The organism is Lepagella muris, from assembly GCF_004793975.1.
Lineage (GTDB): Bacteria > Bacteroidota > Bacteroidia > Bacteroidales > Muribaculaceae > Lepagella > Lepagella muris.
The window spans coordinates 20,731-41,367 of the sequence record NZ_SRYB01000042.1 but is presented as its reverse complement, the minus strand read 5'-3'; the positions used below and the strand labels follow the sequence as shown (position 1 = coordinate 41,367).

General features: G+C 45.1%; 12 protein-coding genes. 2 read left to right on the top strand and 10 right to left on the bottom strand.

Features of this window, described 5'->3' with window-relative positions:
• Positions 1–282: 282 nt before the first annotated feature.
• The 6 genes from E5331_RS18515 to E5331_RS18490 form a co-directional block, all read right to left on the bottom strand.
• A complete protein-coding gene (locus E5331_RS18515) occupies positions 283–2,802 on the bottom strand; it encodes a glycoside hydrolase family 2 TIM barrel-domain containing protein (protein WP_420813858.1) in 2,520 nt (839 codons plus the stop codon).
• Between the two features lie 5 nt (positions 2,803–2,807).
• On the bottom strand, positions 2,808–3,869 hold the full coding sequence (locus tag E5331_RS18510) for a glycoside hydrolase family 53 protein (protein WP_123484426.1): 1,062 nt from the start codon (positions 3,867–3,869) through the stop codon (positions 2,808–2,810).
• A gap of 39 nt (positions 3,870–3,908) precedes the next feature.
• The gene (locus E5331_RS18505; protein ID WP_123484427.1) at positions 3,909–5,618 is read right to left on the bottom strand and encodes a DUF5114 domain-containing protein; all 1,710 of its coding nucleotides are present in this window, start codon (positions 5,616–5,618) and stop codon (positions 3,909–3,911) included.
• Positions 5,619–5,628: 10 nt separating this feature from the next.
• On the bottom strand, positions 5,629–7,242 hold the full coding sequence (locus tag E5331_RS18500; protein WP_168355301.1) for a RagB/SusD family nutrient uptake outer membrane protein: 1,614 nt from the start codon (positions 7,240–7,242) through the stop codon (positions 5,629–5,631).
• Between the two features lie 11 nt (positions 7,243–7,253).
• Positions 7,254–10,223: a SusC/RagA family TonB-linked outer membrane protein gene (locus tag E5331_RS18495; RefSeq protein ID WP_123484428.1), complete on the bottom strand. Its 2,970-nt coding sequence runs from the start codon at positions 10,221–10,223 to the stop codon at positions 7,254–7,256.
• Between the two features lie 226 nt (positions 10,224–10,449).
• Positions 10,450–14,370: a two-component regulator propeller domain-containing protein gene (locus E5331_RS18490; RefSeq protein WP_136013287.1), complete on the bottom strand. Its 3,921-nt coding sequence runs from the start codon at positions 14,368–14,370 to the stop codon at positions 10,450–10,452.
• A 572-nt stretch (positions 14,371–14,942) separates the two neighbouring features.
• Here E5331_RS18490 and cysK point away from each other — a divergent pair.
• Both cysK and E5331_RS18475 read left to right on the top strand, forming a co-directional pair.
• Positions 14,943–15,893 carry a cysteine synthase A gene (gene cysK / locus E5331_RS18480; RefSeq protein WP_123484431.1) on the top strand — a complete coding sequence of 317 codons (951 nt, stop codon included), beginning with the start codon at positions 14,943–14,945 and terminating at the stop codon, positions 15,891–15,893.
• Between the two features lie 12 nt (positions 15,894–15,905).
• Positions 15,906–16,394 carry a P-loop NTPase family protein gene (locus E5331_RS18475; RefSeq protein ID WP_123484432.1) on the top strand — a complete coding sequence of 163 codons (489 nt, stop codon included), beginning with the start codon at positions 15,906–15,908 and terminating at the stop codon, positions 16,392–16,394.
• Between the two features lie 46 nt (positions 16,395–16,440).
• On the opposite strand, the gene E5331_RS18470 is transcribed toward E5331_RS18475, so the two are convergent.
• The 4 genes from E5331_RS18470 to E5331_RS18455 all read right to left on the bottom strand — a co-directional run bounded on the left by E5331_RS18470 (position 16,441) and on the right by E5331_RS18455 (position 20,609).
• Positions 16,441–17,865, bottom strand: a complete 1,425-nt coding sequence (locus E5331_RS18470; protein WP_123484433.1) for an ammonium transporter — start codon at positions 17,863–17,865, stop codon at positions 16,441–16,443.
• A 376-nt stretch (positions 17,866–18,241) separates the two neighbouring features.
• Positions 18,242–18,811 (bottom strand): hypothetical protein, encoded by a 570-nt coding sequence (locus E5331_RS18465; protein WP_135985705.1) that lies wholly within the window; start codon positions 18,809–18,811, stop codon positions 18,242–18,244.
• Between the two features lie 6 nt (positions 18,812–18,817).
• Positions 18,818–19,228 carry a hypothetical protein gene (locus E5331_RS18460; protein ID WP_123484435.1) on the bottom strand — a complete coding sequence of 137 codons (411 nt, stop codon included), beginning with the start codon at positions 19,226–19,228 and terminating at the stop codon, positions 18,818–18,820.
• Positions 19,229–19,856: 628 nt separating this feature from the next.
• Positions 19,857–20,609, bottom strand: a complete 753-nt coding sequence (locus tag E5331_RS18455; RefSeq protein ID WP_123484436.1) for a BT1926 family outer membrane beta-barrel protein — start codon at positions 20,607–20,609, stop codon at positions 19,857–19,859.
• Between the last annotated feature and the right edge of the window lie 28 nt (positions 20,610–20,637).

Sequence of the window (20,637 nt, the reverse complement as noted above, 5' to 3'; positions counted from 1 at the left end):
AAACCTTAAACTATAAACTTTAAACCACTGAAGTGCAGCTTGCGAAACTTCAGTATTTGACCCTACGGCTAATGCCGATAATAAAAAATTCTTGATATTCACGTACCTAAAATAAGTCATCCCCCTCTTTGTTGACACCGACTTTCCACCTATTTTATATTATGATTTTTATTGAAGTTTAGACTTTCTGAGATAAATGATACTGTGCGGGCATGCCAAGCCCGCACAGTATCAGGGAATATAAACCTTAAAGCGAATCGTATTACCTTATTATCGCATAACCTATAGAGCTGTTATTGTAAGTTTCGCTGGTTTCACACCTTTAGCCTTGGCTTCAAACACAATATCACCGGCGTTATCGGAAGTCTGTACAATCGCAGTCGCGGCACCGCTAAATAGCGACATCTGAGGCTTGTGGAACGGTTCGAGAGATGTGGGGTCGCCATTGGCGGCAGCACGGAAGGATCCGGCACCCTTTACGCTGAACTCCACCTTGCGGGAGTCGGTCGGCACAATGTTGCCATCCTTATCGGCAATCTGCACGGTTATATATGCGAGGTCCTCGCCATCAGCGGTCAGGGATGTACGGTTGGGGGTCAGCACGATGTGGTGAGGCTTGCCGGCAGTCTTCACAGAAGTTTCATCCACGGGTTTGCCATCGGCATCGTATGCCACAACTTTCAGTTCGCCGGGCTGATACACCACGTTATCCCATATCAGACGATAGCGGTTCATCAGGTTTGTGGCATCCTCCGCACGATGTTCGGGAGTGTAATCCTTATATTCCTTCCAACCGTCGCGTATCTTGCTTGCGGCTACCGACGTATCCTTCTTGCGTCGTCCCTGCGACACACCGTTTACAAACAGCTCAGCTTCCGGATAGGAGGTGAAAGCCATGACCGGAGTCACCTCCCCCTCGCGCCCTTCCCAATTCCAATGGGGCAGGATGTGGAGAGTGGGGGAGTCCTTGCGCCATTGGGAACGGTAGAGATAGTAGGTATCCTTTGGTAGACTTGCAAGGTCGAATATGCCGAACATGCTGGAATGGTTTGGCCAGGCATCCGTGTCGTAAGGTGAAGGTTCGCCGAGATAATCGAACCCTGTCCATACAAATTGACCGATCATCCAAGGATAGTCATCATCGGCAGCGAAGTCAAGGTCAGGTATGTTGCTCCAGCTACAATATTCTGTCCCATAGCCCGATGACTGGTGATTGTCATACAGAGCATCCGATTTTGGTTTGACTGGAAACATGTATTTACCTCTTGATGATACAGTGGAGGCAGTCTCCGAACCGAGCACAAGTCGGTTGGGCAGACGATTGTAGATCATCTCATAGTATTGAGGCTTGTAGTTGAAAGCAGGAATGTCGAGAGCTGCGGCGAAACCGTTGCTTATAACCGAACCGATCTGATCCATGCCGCAGGTGACGGGGCGTGTCGGGTCGAGGGAGTTTACAAGATTACGCAGCATCAGCAGCTCATCCATGCCTGGCTGTCCCCATTGAGAGGGCACCTCATTCCCTATTGACCACATCACCACGGAGGGACTGTTGCGGAATTGCCTCACCATGTTTGTGACATCGCGCTGTGCCCATTCGTTGAATACCTTACCGTAGCCATTCTCCGACTTCGGACGGAATCCCCAGTCGTCAAATGGCTCGATCATAAGCATCATGCCCATCTCATCACATATTCTGACGAGTTCGGGAGCCGGCATGTTGTGGGAGGTGCGGATGGCATTCGCGCCCATCTCCTTGAGAAGAGCCACCTGATGACGCAGTGCAGCCTCATTTATTGCGGCACCGAGCGGACCGAGATCATGATGATTGCATACGCCTCTGAATTTTGTCGGAATACCGTTTAGAAAGAATCCCTTTTCGGGAATATATTCAAGAGTGCGTATGCCGAATTTGGTTTCGTATGTGTCAACAACTTTGTCATTACGCAACAACAGAGTCTTGGCAGTATATAGATTGGGAGAATCGGTTGACCAAAGCTCCGGATTATTGATTATAAATTTCTGTGTCAGTCCTTGACCCCTTGCAATATATTTTGTTGAATCTTTCGAAACCTCCTTCCCGTCAGGTGAATATATAGCAGTCATGATATTGATGGTTTCACCGTAAGGCCATTCGTCGGATTGCTTTGCGCCTTCAATTTCGATACACATATTGACTACTGCATAATCATCTTTGACTATAGGCGTGGTTATATAGGTACCCCACACAGGCACATGCACTCGGTCAGTTTCTACAAGATGAACATTGCGGTAAAGACCTGCCCCGGGATACCAGCGCGATTGCTTGTCAAAATTTTCAAGTTGTACGAGTAACTCATTTTCTCCTTGGTGTACGAGTGAGTCAATATTGACATAGAACGAGTTATAACCGTATGGCCAAGTTATGGCATGATGACCATTGATGCTTACCTGCGCGTTGCTCATAGCTCCATCAAAGACAATGGTATAATGTCTGCCTTCCTGTTCCGGGATATAGATTTTGCGTTTGTATGCACCTTTGCCGATAAAAGGTAACCCACCGGTACGACCGGTCTTCCATGTGGCTTCCTTTTCGTTGTTTTGTTCAATAATTACGCACTGTAGGTCGTTGTCACGATCAAATGGACCTGTAATAGCCCAATCGTGTGGAATTTTCACATTCTGCCAGGCAGCTTGTGATTCCACCCCCCCTTGCTTAAATTCCCATCCATCAGTTAGACGCGATGATATCCGCTGGGCATTTAAAGGGAAAGTAATGGCTCCCGAAAGAGCCATTACCATAAATATAAAATACTTCTTCATAAGCATTACTTAGTTTTGAAAGGATCCAATGCGGATGTTGGTGCATCGTTATCGAAACATCCGAGGGTATAGCCGTCGTTGTACCCGGCAGGGGCTTGCGGTTCCCAATAGAAAATGCCCTCAATCTCTGTATTCATCATTTTTGCAATCAATTGCCGGCATGCTTCCGCTTGGTCGTATGGCATGCCAATCTCGCAAATCATGATTGGTCGGTTAAATTTTTGTTTGAGATGAGAAATGTTGGCGATACAATCGTCTGCCACCTTCTGCCAGCCACCGGTTTCCCCGTTCTGTTCTGCCCAATAAGGATATACCGACATCCCTATCATATCATATTTCCCTCCATTGCGTTCAAGTGCATCAAACATTCTGTCGTAGGCCCATTGATTGTTGCCTCCATCAAGATGCACGATACATTTCACTTCCGGGAAAACAGATTTTGCGGCATCGTAGCCGGCATTATTCAACTCTGCATATTGAGTCGGATTCTCCTCGATTGATCCGATCGGAAGCATCATGCCGGGTGTGGTCTCATTTCCAATCTGTACCCACTCCGGAGTTACGCCGGCATTCTTTATTGAGGTCAGTGTTGATGCCACATGGGAGGCAAGTGCTCCTTTCAGATCATTAAAAGATAGATCTTCCCATGCATCTGGCATCTTCTGATGCCCTGGATCAGCCCATGTGTCGGAGAAGTGGAAATCTATCATTGTCCTAAGTCCAAGATTCTCAGCCCTGCGTGCTTTCAAGACAACATCATCGGCATTGTTCCAACCATCTTTAGGGTTAACCCATACGCGTAGGCGTATTGAGTTTACACCACAGTAATCTCGCAAGAGCGACATACACTCCATCTCTTTCCGATCTTCTCCGGGGGTGTAGAATTTACGCCCCTCTGCCTCCATTTGGGTAAGCCAACTGACGTCGGCACCTTTTGCAAAGCCGTATTGTTTCTCTATTGCTGTCTCATCTTGTCGTGGATTAGTGACAGGGCTTTCTTCAGAGCATGAGCCGCAGAAGAGAGATGAGGCTAATGCAAACGATGCTATGATTGTTGTCATTTTCATTGAATTCAGTAATTTATTAACGTTTGAGACACTTGTTTATTATTTTAGAGAATATGAATAGGTTTGATGTCCCAAGTCTATTGTGAGGATATATGTTTCTCCAATTGTAAGGGCATTATCTCCATCAAAACCGGTAGTGGCATCTGAATGTCCGAGGCGCAGGTTTCCGTTTCCTCCGCCGAAGAATAGCCCCCAATCATTATTGATGAGAACTTTGACACCCCAAGGAGTCTCTTTTTCCTTGACAAATTCAGCAGTGAATACTTCTGGATTTTCTGTAGACTGAATCATTGGATGCTCTGACCAATCATCGTTTAGTCCGGTGAATGTGACAGATTCAATCTTTGTCAGCATATAAGTAAGTTCCTTCATGTTGAAGTCCATTACATACAGACCCTTTTCCGGAGCAGGTATATTTCCGTCAGATTCAGCGAAAACCAGATTCCCACTAAGAGGGGATGCCCCCTCAGTAGCTTTATAAGCAGAAGCCCAGTCAGCCTGTGTATATGCACGATAACCCCATTCTGAATCAACCCAATGAGCACCGCCATAACACAACGATGACTCATCATATAAAGATATATAGTCGTCAAAACCATCCCAATTCACCACTCCGGAAAAATAGAGATATGTTTCGGGAGCGGGTTCCGGTGCAGCCTCACCTGCAGCGATAGTCAATCCTAACGGATTTGACAGATCCAGGACAAGCATAGTCTCACCGGCAGGTAAACTTACAGAAATTGAGGTTGCCGTTTCACTGAAAGATAGATTTTGGCTGTCACCTCCAAATCCGACTGCCTTTGATATGGCAGGTCCCATATCGGTGGTATCGCGGTTAAACAACCTGCCTTGACCACTAACTGTAATGTTAACGGTGGTGGGCTCTGACAGATTGACGGGGAGAGTCCATTGGTTGGCTTTCATGTTATAATCCATTTTGCCACTGAGATCACCGCTGACTGAGAGATTGTCGATATGCAGTGCGCTCCACCAACCTTCTGTGGTGTTAAGGGTAGTGAAATAGCATCCGGCAGGATCGGGGAACCAGAAATTCCAATGGTCATCTGCCGATGAGGCATAGAATGTTTTCCCTGTCTCCCCTAAATTGCCCCATACTATGTTGTTAGCCTCGCGCAACCACCAGTTGGTCCACCCGTTTACTCCCATGAATCCTTGGTATATGCCGTTCTCCTCAGGGGATGCAAGCTGCATGGACGTTTCGTTGCGCTCCTTGTCCAGCACGGTGGCAAGGATGAGGTGAATCCTATACGACTGCACCATCACCTTTATCACGGAAGAATATGACGGCTCCATATTTGCCGCTATGACAGAACGGATACGTATATAAAGAGGAGCCATCTCATCGGCAGTATATCCCAGACGACCAAGGAGGGAATTCAGTTCATCGCATAAGAACTGACGTGAGCGCATCCCTTTCTCCACGCTAAGGTCGATGGTGGAAGAGAAGTTCTCATCTTTTGAAAGCTGGATAGTCTCTTCGGCGGCGTTGACAGGAGCTTGGATAAGAGAGTCGCTTAGTGCCAATTGTCCGTTGCCATTCCAATATATTGTCATGGCAAGTGCGAGTGGATTCCCGGGGGATAGAATCACGTCGCCTGTTGCCCCGCTTAGAGTCACGTCGTCGGCTGGAAGCACGTAGACCGGATCAATGTCGCTTTCGCAGGCGGAAAAGCCAAGAGCAGCGATTGCCGGGAGTAAAGATGTTAAAAATATGTTATTAAGTTTCATTATTCAAATATCAGTATAACGGGTTTTTAAGATTAGGATTCGCTGTCAGGTCAGTATCAGGAATCGGGTAGATGTCATATCTGGCATTTACGGCGCGACCGTCTAAGACACCACCTTTCCATTGCCAGATGTAAGAATCTGTAGTAAACTTGTCAAAACGCACGAGGTCAGTTCTTCTGATGGATTCAAGATAAAGTTCACGTCCCCTCTCGTCAAGAATGAAATCAAGAGAGAAATCAGAGTCAGAGATTTTTCCGCTTTCATCATTATGGTATGCACGCATGCGTACTTTGTTTACAAGTTCAAGGGCTTCAGTTCTTGAGATGCCTGCACCACCACGTAAGAAGGCTTCGGCAGCCATAAGATATACATCGGCAAGGCGTAGCATGGGATAATCTGTAGAGCAACCGGTTGCCGTAGAATTAGAGGCTGCAACACCATCGTCTGTCAGATTAGAGAATTTCTCGAAGAAATATCCTTCGGACTGATTATCAATTGCTCCGGTAAAATATTGGGTCTGCCCATCGGTATAGAACATCGCACGAGAGTCTGACGTGGCAGACACATCGCCAAACTTTTCCACTATCTCGCCACGTGCCCGGAACATTCCCCAGCCGTTGGTCAGTCCATATTTGGCAGGATCCTGAGTACTGGAGTTTCCGCATGATCCACATACAAGGTAGGTACCTCCACCCCAAGTGACCGATGTGGTTGCATCACACACCATTGCAAATAGTATTTCATGCGAACGCTTATGATTATCGGCATTGAAGAGTTTTGCATAATCCGGTTCAAGATAAAATGCCGGATTGGATATCACCTTATGGCATGCCGTTATGCATTCTGTGTAATACCTCACGTCGGTATTGCCACGATAGACCGCACTGTTGAGATAGAGACGTGCGAGAAGAGCCCAAGCAGTAGGTTTGCTTGCACGTCCATATTCATTTGATTCGGGAAGTGCTGTCGTTGTTCCCTCAGCTACGAGCGCTTTCAATTCACTTTCAATAAAATCAAATAATGCCGGTCCGTCGTATGCTTCGGGTACAAATCCAGTCACGGGGGTTGTCTCATCCACTTTCGGTCCCTGACGGTATAAATCCAACACCATCCAATAGCTGAAAGCTCTCATAAAGCGAGCTTCGGAACGATAAGCCCTGATTTCATCCTGTTCGATGCTTGAAAATTTGGCAATCTCTTCGTCAGGGCAATGGCGTAGGAATTCATTACAGAGAGAGATATTGAAGAAAAGCCAATAATAAGAATCTGACACCCAGGAATCTTTGGAACTCCAATTGATATATGTCAGGTCTACGAGATTGTTGCCAGAGAGCCACGTGTTTGCTACCTCATCTGTGGCAGCTTCCTGAAGATTGAAATAACCACGCGAGAAGTCCTGTCCGTTGATTGTGGTCAAATCGCCGTTATCCCCTCCTTGTCCTTGTCCGGCAAGCACATAGGATGCATATATCTTTGCGAGAACGCTCCTATAATTGGCAGCGTCAGTATAGACATCGTTTGAGGTAGTCTCGGTGACGGGCATCTGGTTGAGGTCGTCAGTGCAGCTTCCGAGCATCATCCCGAATCCTAAGATTATCCCTGAAATTATATTTAATTTTCTCATTATTCTGATTTTTAGAAGTTAAGTCCGAGAGTGACGGAATATGTCCGAGGACGAGGATAGACTGCCGTATCAACGCCATTAGAACTTTCCGGATCCACTCCTTTATATTTTGTGATTGTAAACACGTTCTGAATCATTGCCGCTACGTGAAGATTCAGCCCTTTGTAAACTTGACCGAAATCATAGGCAAGCTGAAGATTATCCATCTTGAGGAATGAGGCATTCTCAAGATAATAATCGCTCAGGAATTGACGTCGTTGGAACCCGGTGGTAAGGAAGCTGCGGTTGAGGTTGTTGAGCTGATAGTCATTGTAGCTCATAGTTTCCCATGCGCCAGTGTTCATTGCCATTCCGTTGAATATATATCCACCAAGATTAGCCCTTAGGGAAGTAGACAATGACCATTTCTTGTAGCGTAGGTTTGTGGAAAGTCCGAGAATCCAATCCGGGGCAGGGGAGTGGCAATGGTAGCGGTCATTATTCGTGATTTGTCCATCGCCATCCAGGTCGGCATAGAGTCCCTCGATCGGGCGTCCGGTCTCTTGGTCATACAACTGCTTGAACAGATAGAATGAATAAGGAGCATAATCTGTTGAGAATACCTGCATCTGATAGGCATCAATCCATGGACCCACCTCGGTGTCCGGGCTCGGAGCACCGGGAGTCAGGGTTAGATTCTTGATTCTGACGCGTTGCCAGGCAGCATTGGCAGTGATTGACCATGACCAGTCTTTGTTGCTTATCAGATGTGCTGTCAGGGCAAGCTCGATACCCTTGGAATCTACATTACCGACATTCTCAAGCATCAGCTTGTCGAAATTTGTGCCTGCAGGTACGGGGACAGTTGCAAGGAGATTCTCCGTCTTGCGGGTATAGAAATCTGCTGAGAACGTGAAACGATTGTTCAGCAAGGCTATATCAATACCGTAGTTCCACGACTTTGTCGTTTCCCATTTCAGGTCGGGGTTATAGGCCTCCGGACGATATGTATAGACCGGATTACCTCCGAATAGATACTGTGCACCATCAAGACCGGGAGTATACACAGGGATGTAGCCATAGTTGGTGATGCCGTCTTGCTGACCGGTGACGCCATAAGATGCGCGCAACTTAAGATCATTAATCCACTCACGTGCATGCTCGAAGAATCCTTCCTGTGAGACTCTCCATGCCAAAGCCACTGAAGGGAATGTGCCCCAACGGTTATTCTTTGAGAAACGTGAGGAACCATCCCGACGCACGGTTGCTGTCAGTAGGTAACGGTCCATAAAGGTGTAGTTTAATCTGCCATAATAAGATATTAAAGAATGACGTTGGTCGGTAGCGGCAGATGTTGACTGTTGGATACCTTCGGCATTCAACACTGCATAGAAAGGCGTAGTATATTTCCAATATTGATAGTCGTAGCCGAATGTAGCATCTACGTTTGACCTTATCACTTCAAAGTCACGATTATAGTTTGCATATAGAGTGAGCAGTCGGTTATAGTTCTTCTGAGGACCGTACTTATAATCGCGTCCTCCTGTGGTATAGTAGGCTATCGCCTCTTTAGGTACATAGATATTACCTTCCCCCTTTGACCAGTCGTAGCCTCCGGTGGCATGAAGTCTGAGTCCTTTCACCCAACGGATATTCCAGTCGACATCTATATTCCCTATGATACGATAGACGTCGGATGTGGATTTATACTGGTTAAGTCTTCCAACAGCATTAGCCAAAGCACCTGTGACGGGAATACCATTGGCATCAACAGCCTCATTATATCCTCCGAAGGAGTCGTTGCCGGAATATACAGGTATGGTTGGGTTAAGGGTTGCACCACCCCAAATGGCATCTGTGTCGGCGAATCTGTTTTTGGAATAAGTCCCTTTAAGACTAAATTGGAAGCGGAGTTCATCCCTAAAGAAAGACGGAGTAAGATTCAGGTTTCCCGTAAAACGTTTGGTATTGTCGGTTTTCAGTATACCCTCTTGATAGTAAGCACCGGCAGACACACGGAAAGGTAGCCAGGATGCGGCACGTCCTGACACGCTCAGATTATTGTCGGAGCCGAATGCTGTATGATAAATCTGGTCGTTCCAATTAGTACGGCTGTTGCCCAACAATGATTTCTGGCGCTGTGTACCAAGTTTGTCTACAATCCCGATAAATTCATCGGTAGAGAGCATGTCGGAGGTCTTTGTCTTTGTTGATACTGAGTTTGTTGTCTGGAATGAAACCTTTATGCCGTCACCCTTACCTTTCTTAGTGGTTATTATAATCACGCCGTTTGATGCACGCGAACCATATATGGCTGTCGATGATGCATCCTTAAGGATGGTCATACTCTCGATGTCGTTCGGATTTATGAGGCTAAGGAAATTACCTGCACCGCTAACCGAACCACCGACCTCCATAGGTACACCATCAAGTACGATAAGGGGATCGTTGGATGCATTTAGAGAAGCACCGCCACGCACACGGATTGTGGATCCGGCTGTCGGCGAGCCGCCGCCGTTGACAATCTGCACACCTGCAATCTTGCCATTCACCAGTTCTTCGGGAGAGGAGATCATACCTTTGTTGAAATCCTTTTCACTGACCGTGGATACAGAGCCTGTAAGATCATCCTTTTTCCTGACACCGTAGCCTATAACCACGACTTCATCCAATAATTCGGAATTGGGTTTCATGGTGATGGTCATGTTGTCGGAAGTGATGTCTACGGTCAAGTTGTCATATCCGACATAGGAGATAACCAACTGTTTTGCGCTTTTGGGAACATTGACAGAGAAATTACCCTCAATGTCAGTGGCTGCTCCGATTGATTCTCCTACCACCTTGACTGTAGCTCCAATCAATGGTTCGCCATTCTCATCAATGACAGTACCCGTAACTGTCCGTTGGGTTTGTGCGAAAGCCGAAACGGGAATAAGAAGTAGAGTGAGAAATAGCCCCACCCACCATCTTCTTATTTCGGTGGCACGAATTGCTTTGTACATAGAATTGTTATAGTTGTTTGTTGTATATTTCAATTTTAAGGATATGAGGTTGAGGCAACTTCATCATGGTATTTATCATCTATACCAAATCAAACAATCTTACGATTCCTCTTTTGTAATCGCAAAGTTAGGACTAAATCATGACATGCATCAGTGAAAATCGGACAATTGATGTAACACTCCGGACAATCGCTCAAGAAAAGTAGATATATACCGCAGTTTTGTCTTAATTCTTATCTACGGATTCATCGTCCGAGTGATACATGCTTGGTTTTACGCCAAACTGATTTTGGAAACATTTTGCAAAATATGAAGGTGTCTTGAATCCTACCATATAGCTTATCTCTGCAATGGTAAACCGATGCTGACTTATAAGCATTGCTGCTTTCTGTAATCTAACTTGTCTTATATAATCAAGAGGGGTCAGACCAATATATTTCTTTATCAACCGATATAATTGCTTTGAGTTTATTTCTGCCTTCTCGCATAGAAGATTGACGTTTAGATCCGGATCCGACACGTTGTCTTCAATAATCCTGGCAATTTTAGCAAGAGCCTTTTCATTAATTGATTCCGCCTCAATCGGTTTTGCCTCAGCCTCTGTAATGGCCTGAATCCTAACTTTCTCCTTGATCTCCTTTCTTGCCTTCAGCAATTGGTGTATACGTCCGAGTAAAGCCGATGGTTCGAAAGGTTTTGTCATGAATACGTCTATCCCTACCTTTATGCTTTCATTCTCCGTCTTATTGTCAGACTTTGCTGTGAGCATGATAATCGGGATGGCGGATAAGCGAGGATGCTGCTTTACGTGTCTCATCATTTCAAGTCCTGTCATTATGGGCATCATCTCATCCACAATAATAAGGTCGGGCGTGAATGAAGCTGCGATAGCAAGTCCGGAGCGACCATTCTCTGCAGTGAGATACGTGTAATCATTTTTTATCACGTCTATCAGGAAATTTGATATTTGCAGGTTGTCTTCCACAATCAACACCTTTGGCTTACCTGAATCTGGAGTTGGTATCTCCTTATGGGACTGTATCGCCTTATCGGATATGGGCAACGTCACTACAAATGAGGTACCTTGCCCTTCCTTACTGTATAGGGTGATATTGCCTTTCATCACTTCAAGATATTTCTTGATAAGGTATAATCCTAATCCGGTGCCCTCTTTCAGCTTTGCTGTGGTGGGAGCCCGGAACATCCTTTGGAATACAAGCGACTGATCAATATCGGATATCCCTACACCATCGTCTGACACTACAATCTCCACTTCGCTGTCTTGTTTGATTATCCCACACGATATAGTTGCGTCTTTGTCAGAATACTTGCATGCGTTGGAGAGAAGGTTGGTGATTACCGACTCAAATTTCACGGTATCCGCTTCTATGAAAATTTGTGGGCATGATGTATGGAACACGAATTTCTTTTGCTGATGATTCTCTTTGAACACCTCAAATACATTCTTGCAGAAATCGACTACGTCAAAGATAGATAGAATCAACAGATTTTCATCTGAGTCTTCGATATGCTGCAATTCCAATGTGCGGTGAATCATATTGTTAAGTCTTACGGCATTCTCATATATTGTTTCCAGATTTTTCTTACTTTCTGGATCACTGGCTCGTTCTTTCATTAGGCTCACCGGACCAAGAATCATGGATAGGGGGGTCTTTAGATCATGGGATATCGTTGATAGAAATGATAGTTTTCTCTCCACGTTTTCTAATGCGGCTTGTTGTTCCTGTTCGTGAAAAGCGCGTGCGTTTTTCTCTTTCGTGTACCATATAAACCAATAAATAATTGCGATAGCAATCATGATATATAGTAATATAGCCCACCAGGATAACGCCAATGGGGGGCGCACGATAAGAGGAATGGCTACAGGAGATGTAGGAGAATCAATAGGTTTTATAAGCACGTAGTAATTCCCCATTTTCAGCTCTGAGAGTGTGATTGAGTTTACCCCTTCCGGCATGATAATCCAATGGTCAATAGTGTCAGTCGGCGATTCAGCCAATTTATACATGTAGCGTTGCACCGTCTCAGGCGAATATTCGAGAGAACTTACAACCAACCTTACATTTCCACCGTATGGGATTGAAATCTCCTTTGTGGATTCATTTATATCTGCCAGATGCAATCCACCCTCGCCATGGTCGCTTAATATCATTTTTATAGTCTTATAGTCACCGGTCTTTCCGGAAATATCATTATTAACCACAACAAGCTCATCTGTTGCTCCAAGATATACCTTATTGCTGATTGTGTCCTCATATACAGCCGTGTATGATTTTTGAGGAATGGGCAACAAGGTGGGACGCAAGGTCTCTCCGTCAATTTTCCAGACGTTGCTTTGAGTGGAGATCCACATGTCGGACCCAACTTTGCCTATGGCGAGGATTGTCTCATCACTATTAGTATTTGAGAACCTGACAATCTTATAATTCTCCTCCTTATCAAACACAATGGCCCCTCCTTTGAACGCACACCATAGACGGGCACCGTTGTCAAGACATATATTCGTAGGATAGCCTCCCGTCAAACTATAAATGTCATATCTCTTTATTCTTTTTGTTGAGGGATTATACTTTGTAATCACGTTATCTCTGAACAGTAGGATCCAGATATTTCCCTCTCTGTCGCGGAGTATCTCGTTAATTAAGTCATTTGATAATCCCAGTTCTCCGGCAATTTTTGTATTCGAGTTTATTGACAAATCTGCCATTACAGTCTTGCCGTCGCCATTAAGTTTGCTTTTATTAACGCAGTGTATGCCGTTAAGGAAACATCCGACCCAGAAATATCCCTCATCCTCTGTCAAAGCATATACCCAGTTGGATATATGTCTGCCATTATTATCCGTGATATAAAAGACGTCAAAATTATCTTTCCCGGAGTTGTAACGGTTGATGCCGGCATCGGTTGCGAACCATATCTCATGATTGGAGTCCTCTCGTATTGCACGGATTTTGTTATGGGAAATAGTGTTTGATAGAGCCGAATGTCGGTAGATTTTGGGAGTGGAGTCATCAGCGATACGGATAATCCCGTTATTACCTCCTAACCATAGATTTTCATTTGAATCACGATATATAGAATGGATTTCATTCCCCTCTCCCGAATTGGTCAGAGAACTGAGTTTTATATTCCGTATGGACGATGAGTTAGAGGCAATAGATAATCCCCGTTCATGACCTGCCCATACGTTATGCTGGCCATCGACATACATGCACCATATTTCATTATCCCCGAGACTTGGGTCATAACGGGAATCATGCCTGTAATGCCTGACACTGTCATTAGTCAGATCAAACACCCCGTCATCTGTACCTATAAGGATATGCCCGGTGTCATCTTTTGCGAGACATTTGATATTCTTATTTTCTACAGGCATCACCTTTTCCCAATGTTCATTGGCAGGAGTGTATTTGTAAAGAGAGCCTTCACCGCCGATGAGAATGCTTTCTTTATCGTGCGATTCCAATAGGCAATTTGCAAATAAAGAGGTCACATGTGGCAGTTTGGGAATACGCACTGTTATCTGACTGAAAGATTCAGTCTGTGTCTCCCAGCGAGCAAGCCCGTTGAATGTGCCGGCGTAAATGATTCCTCTGCTGTCGCGAAGTAATGAATACACCGACTTATGGGGTAGACCTTTCGAGCAATCGGTGTAGCGATTATTTTTAATGTCCAATCTACCGAGACCATTTAATCCGCCAATCCAAAGGTGAGAATCAAAGAGAAGTAGCGTCCTTATCTCTTTTTGTGTAGGGACATTGCAGAATTCGACTTTCCCTACCGTATAATCGTAAATCAGCAAACCATTGTTGCTGCCGAGATATAGTTTGTTGTCATCTTCAAGAACAGAATATATCTGAAGTCCGAACAATTCTGTCTCTCCAACGGGATGAGTGGAGACCCCGTCAAAGAAGAAGAGTCCGCTATTTGTGCCAAGCCACATAATGCCATGACTGTCTTTATACAGACAGAATACCGCAGTTTTCTTGCCATCGACAACCACATTTTTCCATGATAAATCAGATTCCGGTAATTGAGGAGCCGGGAAAGATAAGAGAGGAAAGTATATAATTTCTAATAATATTATCAGTCGGAGAAAGATGGTAGATTTGATGCTCGTAGCCATAGAATTTGAGTATTATTTGCAAAGTTACGAAAATTCAATGAGCTACTTTCTAACAACCAATATAATAAGATGCAATAAATTGGACAAACTATACACCATTTCAGACAATATCAAGAATAGATGACATCAACAATACTGAGTTCTGCTCAATTGCTGTTGCGGTGCCACTTAATAACGTCTCTTGGGCTTGTGGAATAGTTCAAGAGATGTAGCGACTCCATTGGCGACTACACGGAAAGATGTGGCACCTTATTTTGGATTGGTGCTTTTGATCTATGAGAAAAAGATTACCAGAGATATTATGACAGCTCCGATTCCGAGAGAAGGCTGTGCTGTAAGAGCCGGATCTTTCGGCAAAGATACCTCCGGCGACGATACCGGTGTCTTGCATAATTTGTGTATGATTTTATATGAATTATGCACAATGAGGTGATTATTGAGCAAAATTTCAATATGAAAGCATATATTATGGAAAAATACTAAATATTTACGATTTATTATTACAAATATTTGGTGTAACTTTGCAGAAAGTTTGAGAAATAGATATGACAATCCATTAAAACCGTCAAATTATGGAAAGAATAGCAAAATCGTTAACAGAACTAATCGGTGATACCCCTTTGCTTGAACTGAATCACATCATGTCTGATTTTGGGGTAGATGCACATGTCATTGCGAAACTTGAAAGCTTCAATCCCGGAGGAAGTGTAAAAGACCGTGTTGCTTTGTCTATGATAGAGGAGGCAGAGAGATCGGGAGTGTTGAGACCGGGACTAACCATCATCGAGCCGACAAGCGGCAACACCGGTATCGGGTTGGCGTGGGTGGCAACCGTGAAGGGTTATAAGGTGATATTGACAATGCCGGAGACTATGAGTGTGGAGAGACAGAATCTTCTGAAGGCACTCGGCGCCACCATCGTCCTCACCCCGGGTGCGGAAGGGATGGGGGGAGCCATAAGGAGGGCGGACGAACTCAGCCGTGAGATTCCGGATAGCGTGATACTCCGTCAGTTTGATAATCCTGCTAATCCCAAGATACATCGTGAGACCACGGCGGAGGAGATATGGCGCGACACCGATGGCAAAGTCGACATATTCGTTTCTGCCGTAGGCACAGGCGGCACTCTCAGTGGCACCGCCGCCCGATTGAAGGAGCTAAATCCTGCCATCAAGGTAGTGGCAGTGGAGCCGGCATCCTCACCGGTGCTCAGTGGCGGTAAGCCCGGACCTCATAAGATACAGGGAATCGGAGCCGGATTCGTGCCCCGCAATTTTGATGCCGGAGTAGTGGATGAGATTATCCCGGTAGCCGACAATGATGCAATCGCAGCCTCGCGCTCATTGGCACGCAAGGAGGGAGTATTGGCAGGGATATCATCGGGAGCAGCCTTATCGGCAGCCCTGTCGGTAGCCAAGAGAGAGGAGAACAAGGGTAAGAATATCGTAGTGATTCTCCCCGACACTGGCGAACGCTACCTCTCGACAGTGCTCTACGCCTTTGACGAATACCTGATAGACTGATACGTAGGAAATATGAAGAGAGTAATAGTGATTGGTTGTCCCGGGGCAGGGAAGAGCTCTTTTGCAAGGAAACTCGCCGGGAAGTTGCATCTGCCGCTTCATTATCTGGATATGATATGGCATCGTCCGGATAAGACTAATGTCAGCAGGGAGGAGTTTGATCAATCTTTGCATAAGATTATGGATGGAGAGGAGTGGATAATTGATGGAAATTATCTGCGCACTCTTCCGCTGCGTCTCGGGCGTTGCGACACGGTATTTATGTTTGACCTGCCGGTGGAGGATTGTCTGTCGGGAGCACGTCAGCGAATCGGTAAGCCTCGTGAGGATATGCCTTGGATGGAAACGGAGATGGATCCGGAATTTCAACAATGGATCCAGGATTTCCCGGACACACAATTGCCGATCATAAATGAGTTGCTTGCATCTTGCCGAGAAGGTGTTGACGTCAGGATATTCCGGAGTCGTGACGAGGCTGATACATTCATTGCATCGTTTTGACATTCAATATCAAAACGATGCAATGAATAAGGATATGGTTCAGGAATCAGTTCTCTTCAGTTGAGCGTATCCAGTCGCTTTCGGTAGGAAGCTCCATTGATACGGCATTCTCGTATTCCTCATTGTGCTGGGATGCGTCAAGCCCGACATGCTCATTCCATTTGCTGACCCTCATGGGCACAATCTTGTCGGTGATCCAATAGAGCAGCCAGCTCATTGCGAATGTATAGACGAATACACCTGCCATCACCAGCACATGGTTGAAGAAAAATTCTCCACGGCTTATCATGTCGGGATCGTTCTGGGCGAAGAAGTCGTATGCGAATATTCCGGTGAGAAGCGTGCCGATTATACCGCCGAGTCCATGAGTGGGAAAAACGTCGAGAGCATCATCAAGCACTTTTGAATAACTCTTCCAAGACACTGCGAGATTGCAGCACACGGTGATGACCAATGCAATGAATATGCTCTGTCCAACCGTGACCCAACCGGCACATGGAGTGATTGCCACAAGCCCGACGACAGCACCTATAGCCGCCCCCATGGCAGAGGGTTTCCTGCCTCTTACGGCATCAAGTGTGATCCATGTCACCATGGCAGTTGCAGCGGCAGTATTTGTATTGAGGAAGGCGGAGATTGCGATTCCGTCAGCAGCAAGGGATGAACCTCCGTTGAACCCGAACCATCCGAGCCAGAGGAGAGCCGCACCGAGGAGCACGAAAGGCACGTTGGCAGGCTTGTTGCCGGCACCACCGTCCTCACGTTTACCCAAGAACATCGCGCCTACCATAGCTGCGATACCGGAAGCGGCATGAACCACGATACCTCCGGCATAGTCATGCACGTGGAGCATGCCGAAGAGTCCGTCGGGATGCCATGTGCAGTGAGCCAAGGGACAGTAGACGAGTATAGTCCACAGCATCATGAAGAGGAGGTAGCCGGAGAAATGCACGCGTTCGGCGAAAGCTCCCGTTATCAGAGAGGGGGTGATTATGGCAAACTTCATCTGGAAGAGGGCGAACAGGGCGAGGGGGATTGTAGTGGTGACAAGTCCGATCTGCGATGCCTCCGATGCCGGATCAGTCACGTTGCCTACACCTACATTGCGCATCATGAAGAAATCCACGGGGTTTCCGATGACGTGGCATATATCGTCGCCGAAAGCCAGTCCGAAACCGAACACCACCCACAGCACGCTGACGAATCCCATCACGATGAAACTCTGAAGCATTGTGGATATCACGTTTTTCTTCCTTACCATTCCGCCGTAGAAGAATGATAATCCTGGTGTCATCATGAGGACGAAGATGGTGGCGGTGATCATCCACGCCACGTTCGCCCAGATATGAGTGCTGCCGAGTTCAAATAGACCGTCTTTAACCTCCGTGCGCAGTCCGAGGATACTGACTACGATAATTCCAATCAAAACAGCCAGCCATCCCCAGCTGACTTCATGTCTGTAAATCTTCATACCTTTAGAAATTGAAAATAGAAATTGAAATGTAAAATTACCTGTAAAATCATTAAAACAATTTAATAACGCTGCAAAAGTAGAAAATTGTTTATGAATATACAAGAAATAAAGCAAAAATCTTAAAATATATTTATATTTATGGATATAATCTATTTGTATTATGTGAATTGCCATAAAAGTACTTTCCTCGATTTTGAATATCATCGAAGATAATGGGTGATTCACGGGGATAGAGTCTTACTTTAGAATAGAGACTCATGCGCATGAAGAATGCGTCAAGGAAGGTAAGAAAACTATCAAACAATTCGCTGATAATTAGAAATCAATTTGGACAATTGGAATGTTATCATGTTCATACGCACGCCACGCAATACTAAATATTGTATGCCATAAGGGAATTGTCTATATAGCATTCCGGATATATAACTTTGAAATTGTTTTTTCCGATAACATTCTTATCCTTTATGCATATCTGAATAGGTGGTTTTAAGTCCAAGTATGCTTTCCCATTTGGGTAAATGCGATCTTGAAAATCTCGAATATTGACGCACTCACGAAACTCTGCTCTGATAGCTATATAAGGAAATTTTGTCCCCATAATATCTTCCGCATGCGTCAATACTCGTTCAATAGTTACTTTGCTATTGGGAAAAGTTTGAGCGTACTCATCTCTCCATGCGGAGAATAATGTCAAATCTTTAGGTTCCAATAGATTCAGTACTTTATCAGATGGTAAGGATACTTCTGATTGGGCTATCAAATATCTTTTCCCTGCATTTAAATACGATACTCGTCCCCAGAAATGAGCAGAATTTACAAATGTATCCCAATAGTAATAGCCTTTCCCAAGCCAAGGGTTTCTGACATTGCCGGGGAAAGGTCCGTTTGCCTCAACGTAATCAACGTTATCACAATCTTCTAATGTTTGGTAAAGAATGCTCAAAACTATTTAACGTAATTGTGTGTTCTCTTTAAGTATAGTCTGTAGCCCCGTAAGATTTAGAGTAGGGATAAGGATAGGTTCATCTATGTTGGCTTGTAAAGTCACGGAACTTACAAAAGCCCTAACATACGGGAACACTATTGCAAGGCTATTAGGATAAAAATAATCTGGTATTTCAGTTATGCTTAGAGGTTCTTTAAACTCAAAAACAGCCTCACAAATAATTTTTACAATCAATTCTTCTCCTTGTGTGGCTGTAAATGCGAAACTAAGATAATAGGAACTTGTAGTGGGGTCAAAAACTCCAGATGGAGAAAAGGATAGATCCAACGGGGACTGATCTGAGAAAAGTCCCATATTCATTTCCACATTAGTAAATGTGTATGATTTAAACGCAAAGGCAGCGGGAGTAGCCATAAGATACAGAATATAAAGAAAAATCCAGACAGTAATCTGGATTTATATTATAGTTTAATAATTCTTGGCGGTTGGAATGCCTGTTAGTCTGAACTGTTATCGCATAGACATATTCATAGGCATCGACTGATGAGCGGCATTCATTCTCCAGTCGTTCCAAGTCAATTGCCTTCTGTTTTTCAGAGGTATTAACTCTATAATGTCTCAATGCGGCTAAAACGGGATCCATATCTTTCATGTTTTCGCTTTGCGAAGTTAATAATATTATTTGGGATAACCAAACTTTGAGGGTAATCTTTTCTTTATCGCGTCATTATAACCAATAAGAGGTTTAAGATGTTCATCGTCATGGTAATCGGACATACGGATAGAATGATGGGAGTTTATTATTATTGGCAATAAAACAATTGCCACATCTCACTGTCTTTCCTTGACATAGCAGTGATTTAGTAATCTTCAAAAAATAACTTGTTAAAGTTATAAATGTAAATTTTTTTCTTGTGGCAGCATCTTTCCGGTGCTTTCCGATATAAAAAAGGGGCTGCGCTCCATCACGGAAGTACAGCCCCTCGGGGTTTAACTATGCTTTAACCTGTAAAATCGGGGAAACCGAAAAAGATTACTTGTTTCAGAATTTGAAACCGATCTTCAAAGTCGGAGCTGCCAGTATTGAATAATCGTGGCTGTCGGCTTCAAGCGATTTCAAACCCTCCTGCGGTTTGTGGGTAGTCATGTTGTAGGCGTAAGCGAATGGGTCAACAGAGAATCCCACGAACATAGCCGGGAGCACGTAGTAGTCAAAACCGATGGTGAGGCTGCCACGAAGGCTCCAAGTCTCGCCGACCGACTTGCCCATAGAGGTCCATTCGTCATATTTCTGCTCATTCAGAGCATACGCCATGCCAACCCTCACGCCTGTATACCACATCAGGTTGCTGATTCCGGAGATAGAGAAATATCTGTCGACTCCGGTGTAAGCGTTCCATGTGCAGGAATACTGGCTTGCCACAGCGCGATAGTTAGGTATCTCGCCGAGAGTGTCATCGCCGGTAATATCGTCGATAGTGCCGGGCACGTCGGGATAGCCGGGATGGTGGTTGAAGTTCAGTCCTCCTCCCAAATTGAGTTTCCACTTGTCACTCACGAAGTATCCAGCCTCGAAGCCCACCATGAGCTTCTTCTGGTTCCAAAGACTGTTAGGAGCTATCGCCTCATAGTCTGTGAGGTTGCCCGGAAGGGCATTGACGTTTGTGTAACTGTTGTATCCTACTGTAGCCGCTACGGTGAAATCACCTTTTACGGGGGTGTTGTCGTCCTGAGCGGCGACAGTAAGAGACAGCATGGGTAGAACGGCTGAAATTAAAAGTTTCGTTTTGTTCATTTTTCAGACTTTTAAATTATTTGCCGTT

Excerpts from the sequence above, each read along its gene's own strand:
- E5331_RS18515 (WP_420813858.1), bottom strand. The coding sequence starts at position 2,802 with ATGAAGAAGTATTTTATATTTATGGTAATGGCTCTTTCGGGAGCCATT.
- E5331_RS18510 (WP_123484426.1), bottom strand. The coding sequence starts at position 3,869 with ATGAAAATGACAACAATCATAGCATCGTTTGCATTAGCCTCATCTCTC.
- E5331_RS18505 (WP_123484427.1), bottom strand. The coding sequence starts at position 5,618 with ATGAAACTTAATAACATATTTTTAACATCTTTACTCCCGGCAATCGCT.
- E5331_RS18500 (WP_168355301.1), bottom strand. The coding sequence starts at position 7,242 with ATGAGAAAATTAAATATAATTTCAGGGATAATCTTAGGATTCGGGATG.
- E5331_RS18495 (WP_123484428.1), bottom strand. The coding sequence starts at position 10,223 with ATGTACAAAGCAATTCGTGCCACCGAAATAAGAAGATGGTGGGTGGGG.
- E5331_RS18490 (WP_136013287.1), bottom strand. The coding sequence starts at position 14,370 with ATGGCTACGAGCATCAAATCTACCATCTTTCTCCGACTGATAATATTA.
- cysK (WP_123484431.1), top strand. The coding sequence starts at position 14,943 with ATGGAAAGAATAGCAAAATCGTTAACAGAACTAATCGGTGATACCCCT.
- E5331_RS18475 (WP_123484432.1), top strand. The coding sequence starts at position 15,906 with ATGAAGAGAGTAATAGTGATTGGTTGTCCCGGGGCAGGGAAGAGCTCT.
- E5331_RS18470 (WP_123484433.1), bottom strand. The coding sequence starts at position 17,865 with ATGAAGATTTACAGACATGAAGTCAGCTGGGGATGGCTGGCTGTTTTG.
- E5331_RS18460 (WP_123484435.1), bottom strand. The coding sequence starts at position 19,228 with ATGGCTACTCCCGCTGCCTTTGCGTTTAAATCATACACATTTACTAAT.
- E5331_RS18455 (WP_123484436.1), bottom strand. The coding sequence starts at position 20,609 with ATGAACAAAACGAAACTTTTAATTTCAGCCGTTCTACCCATGCTGTCT.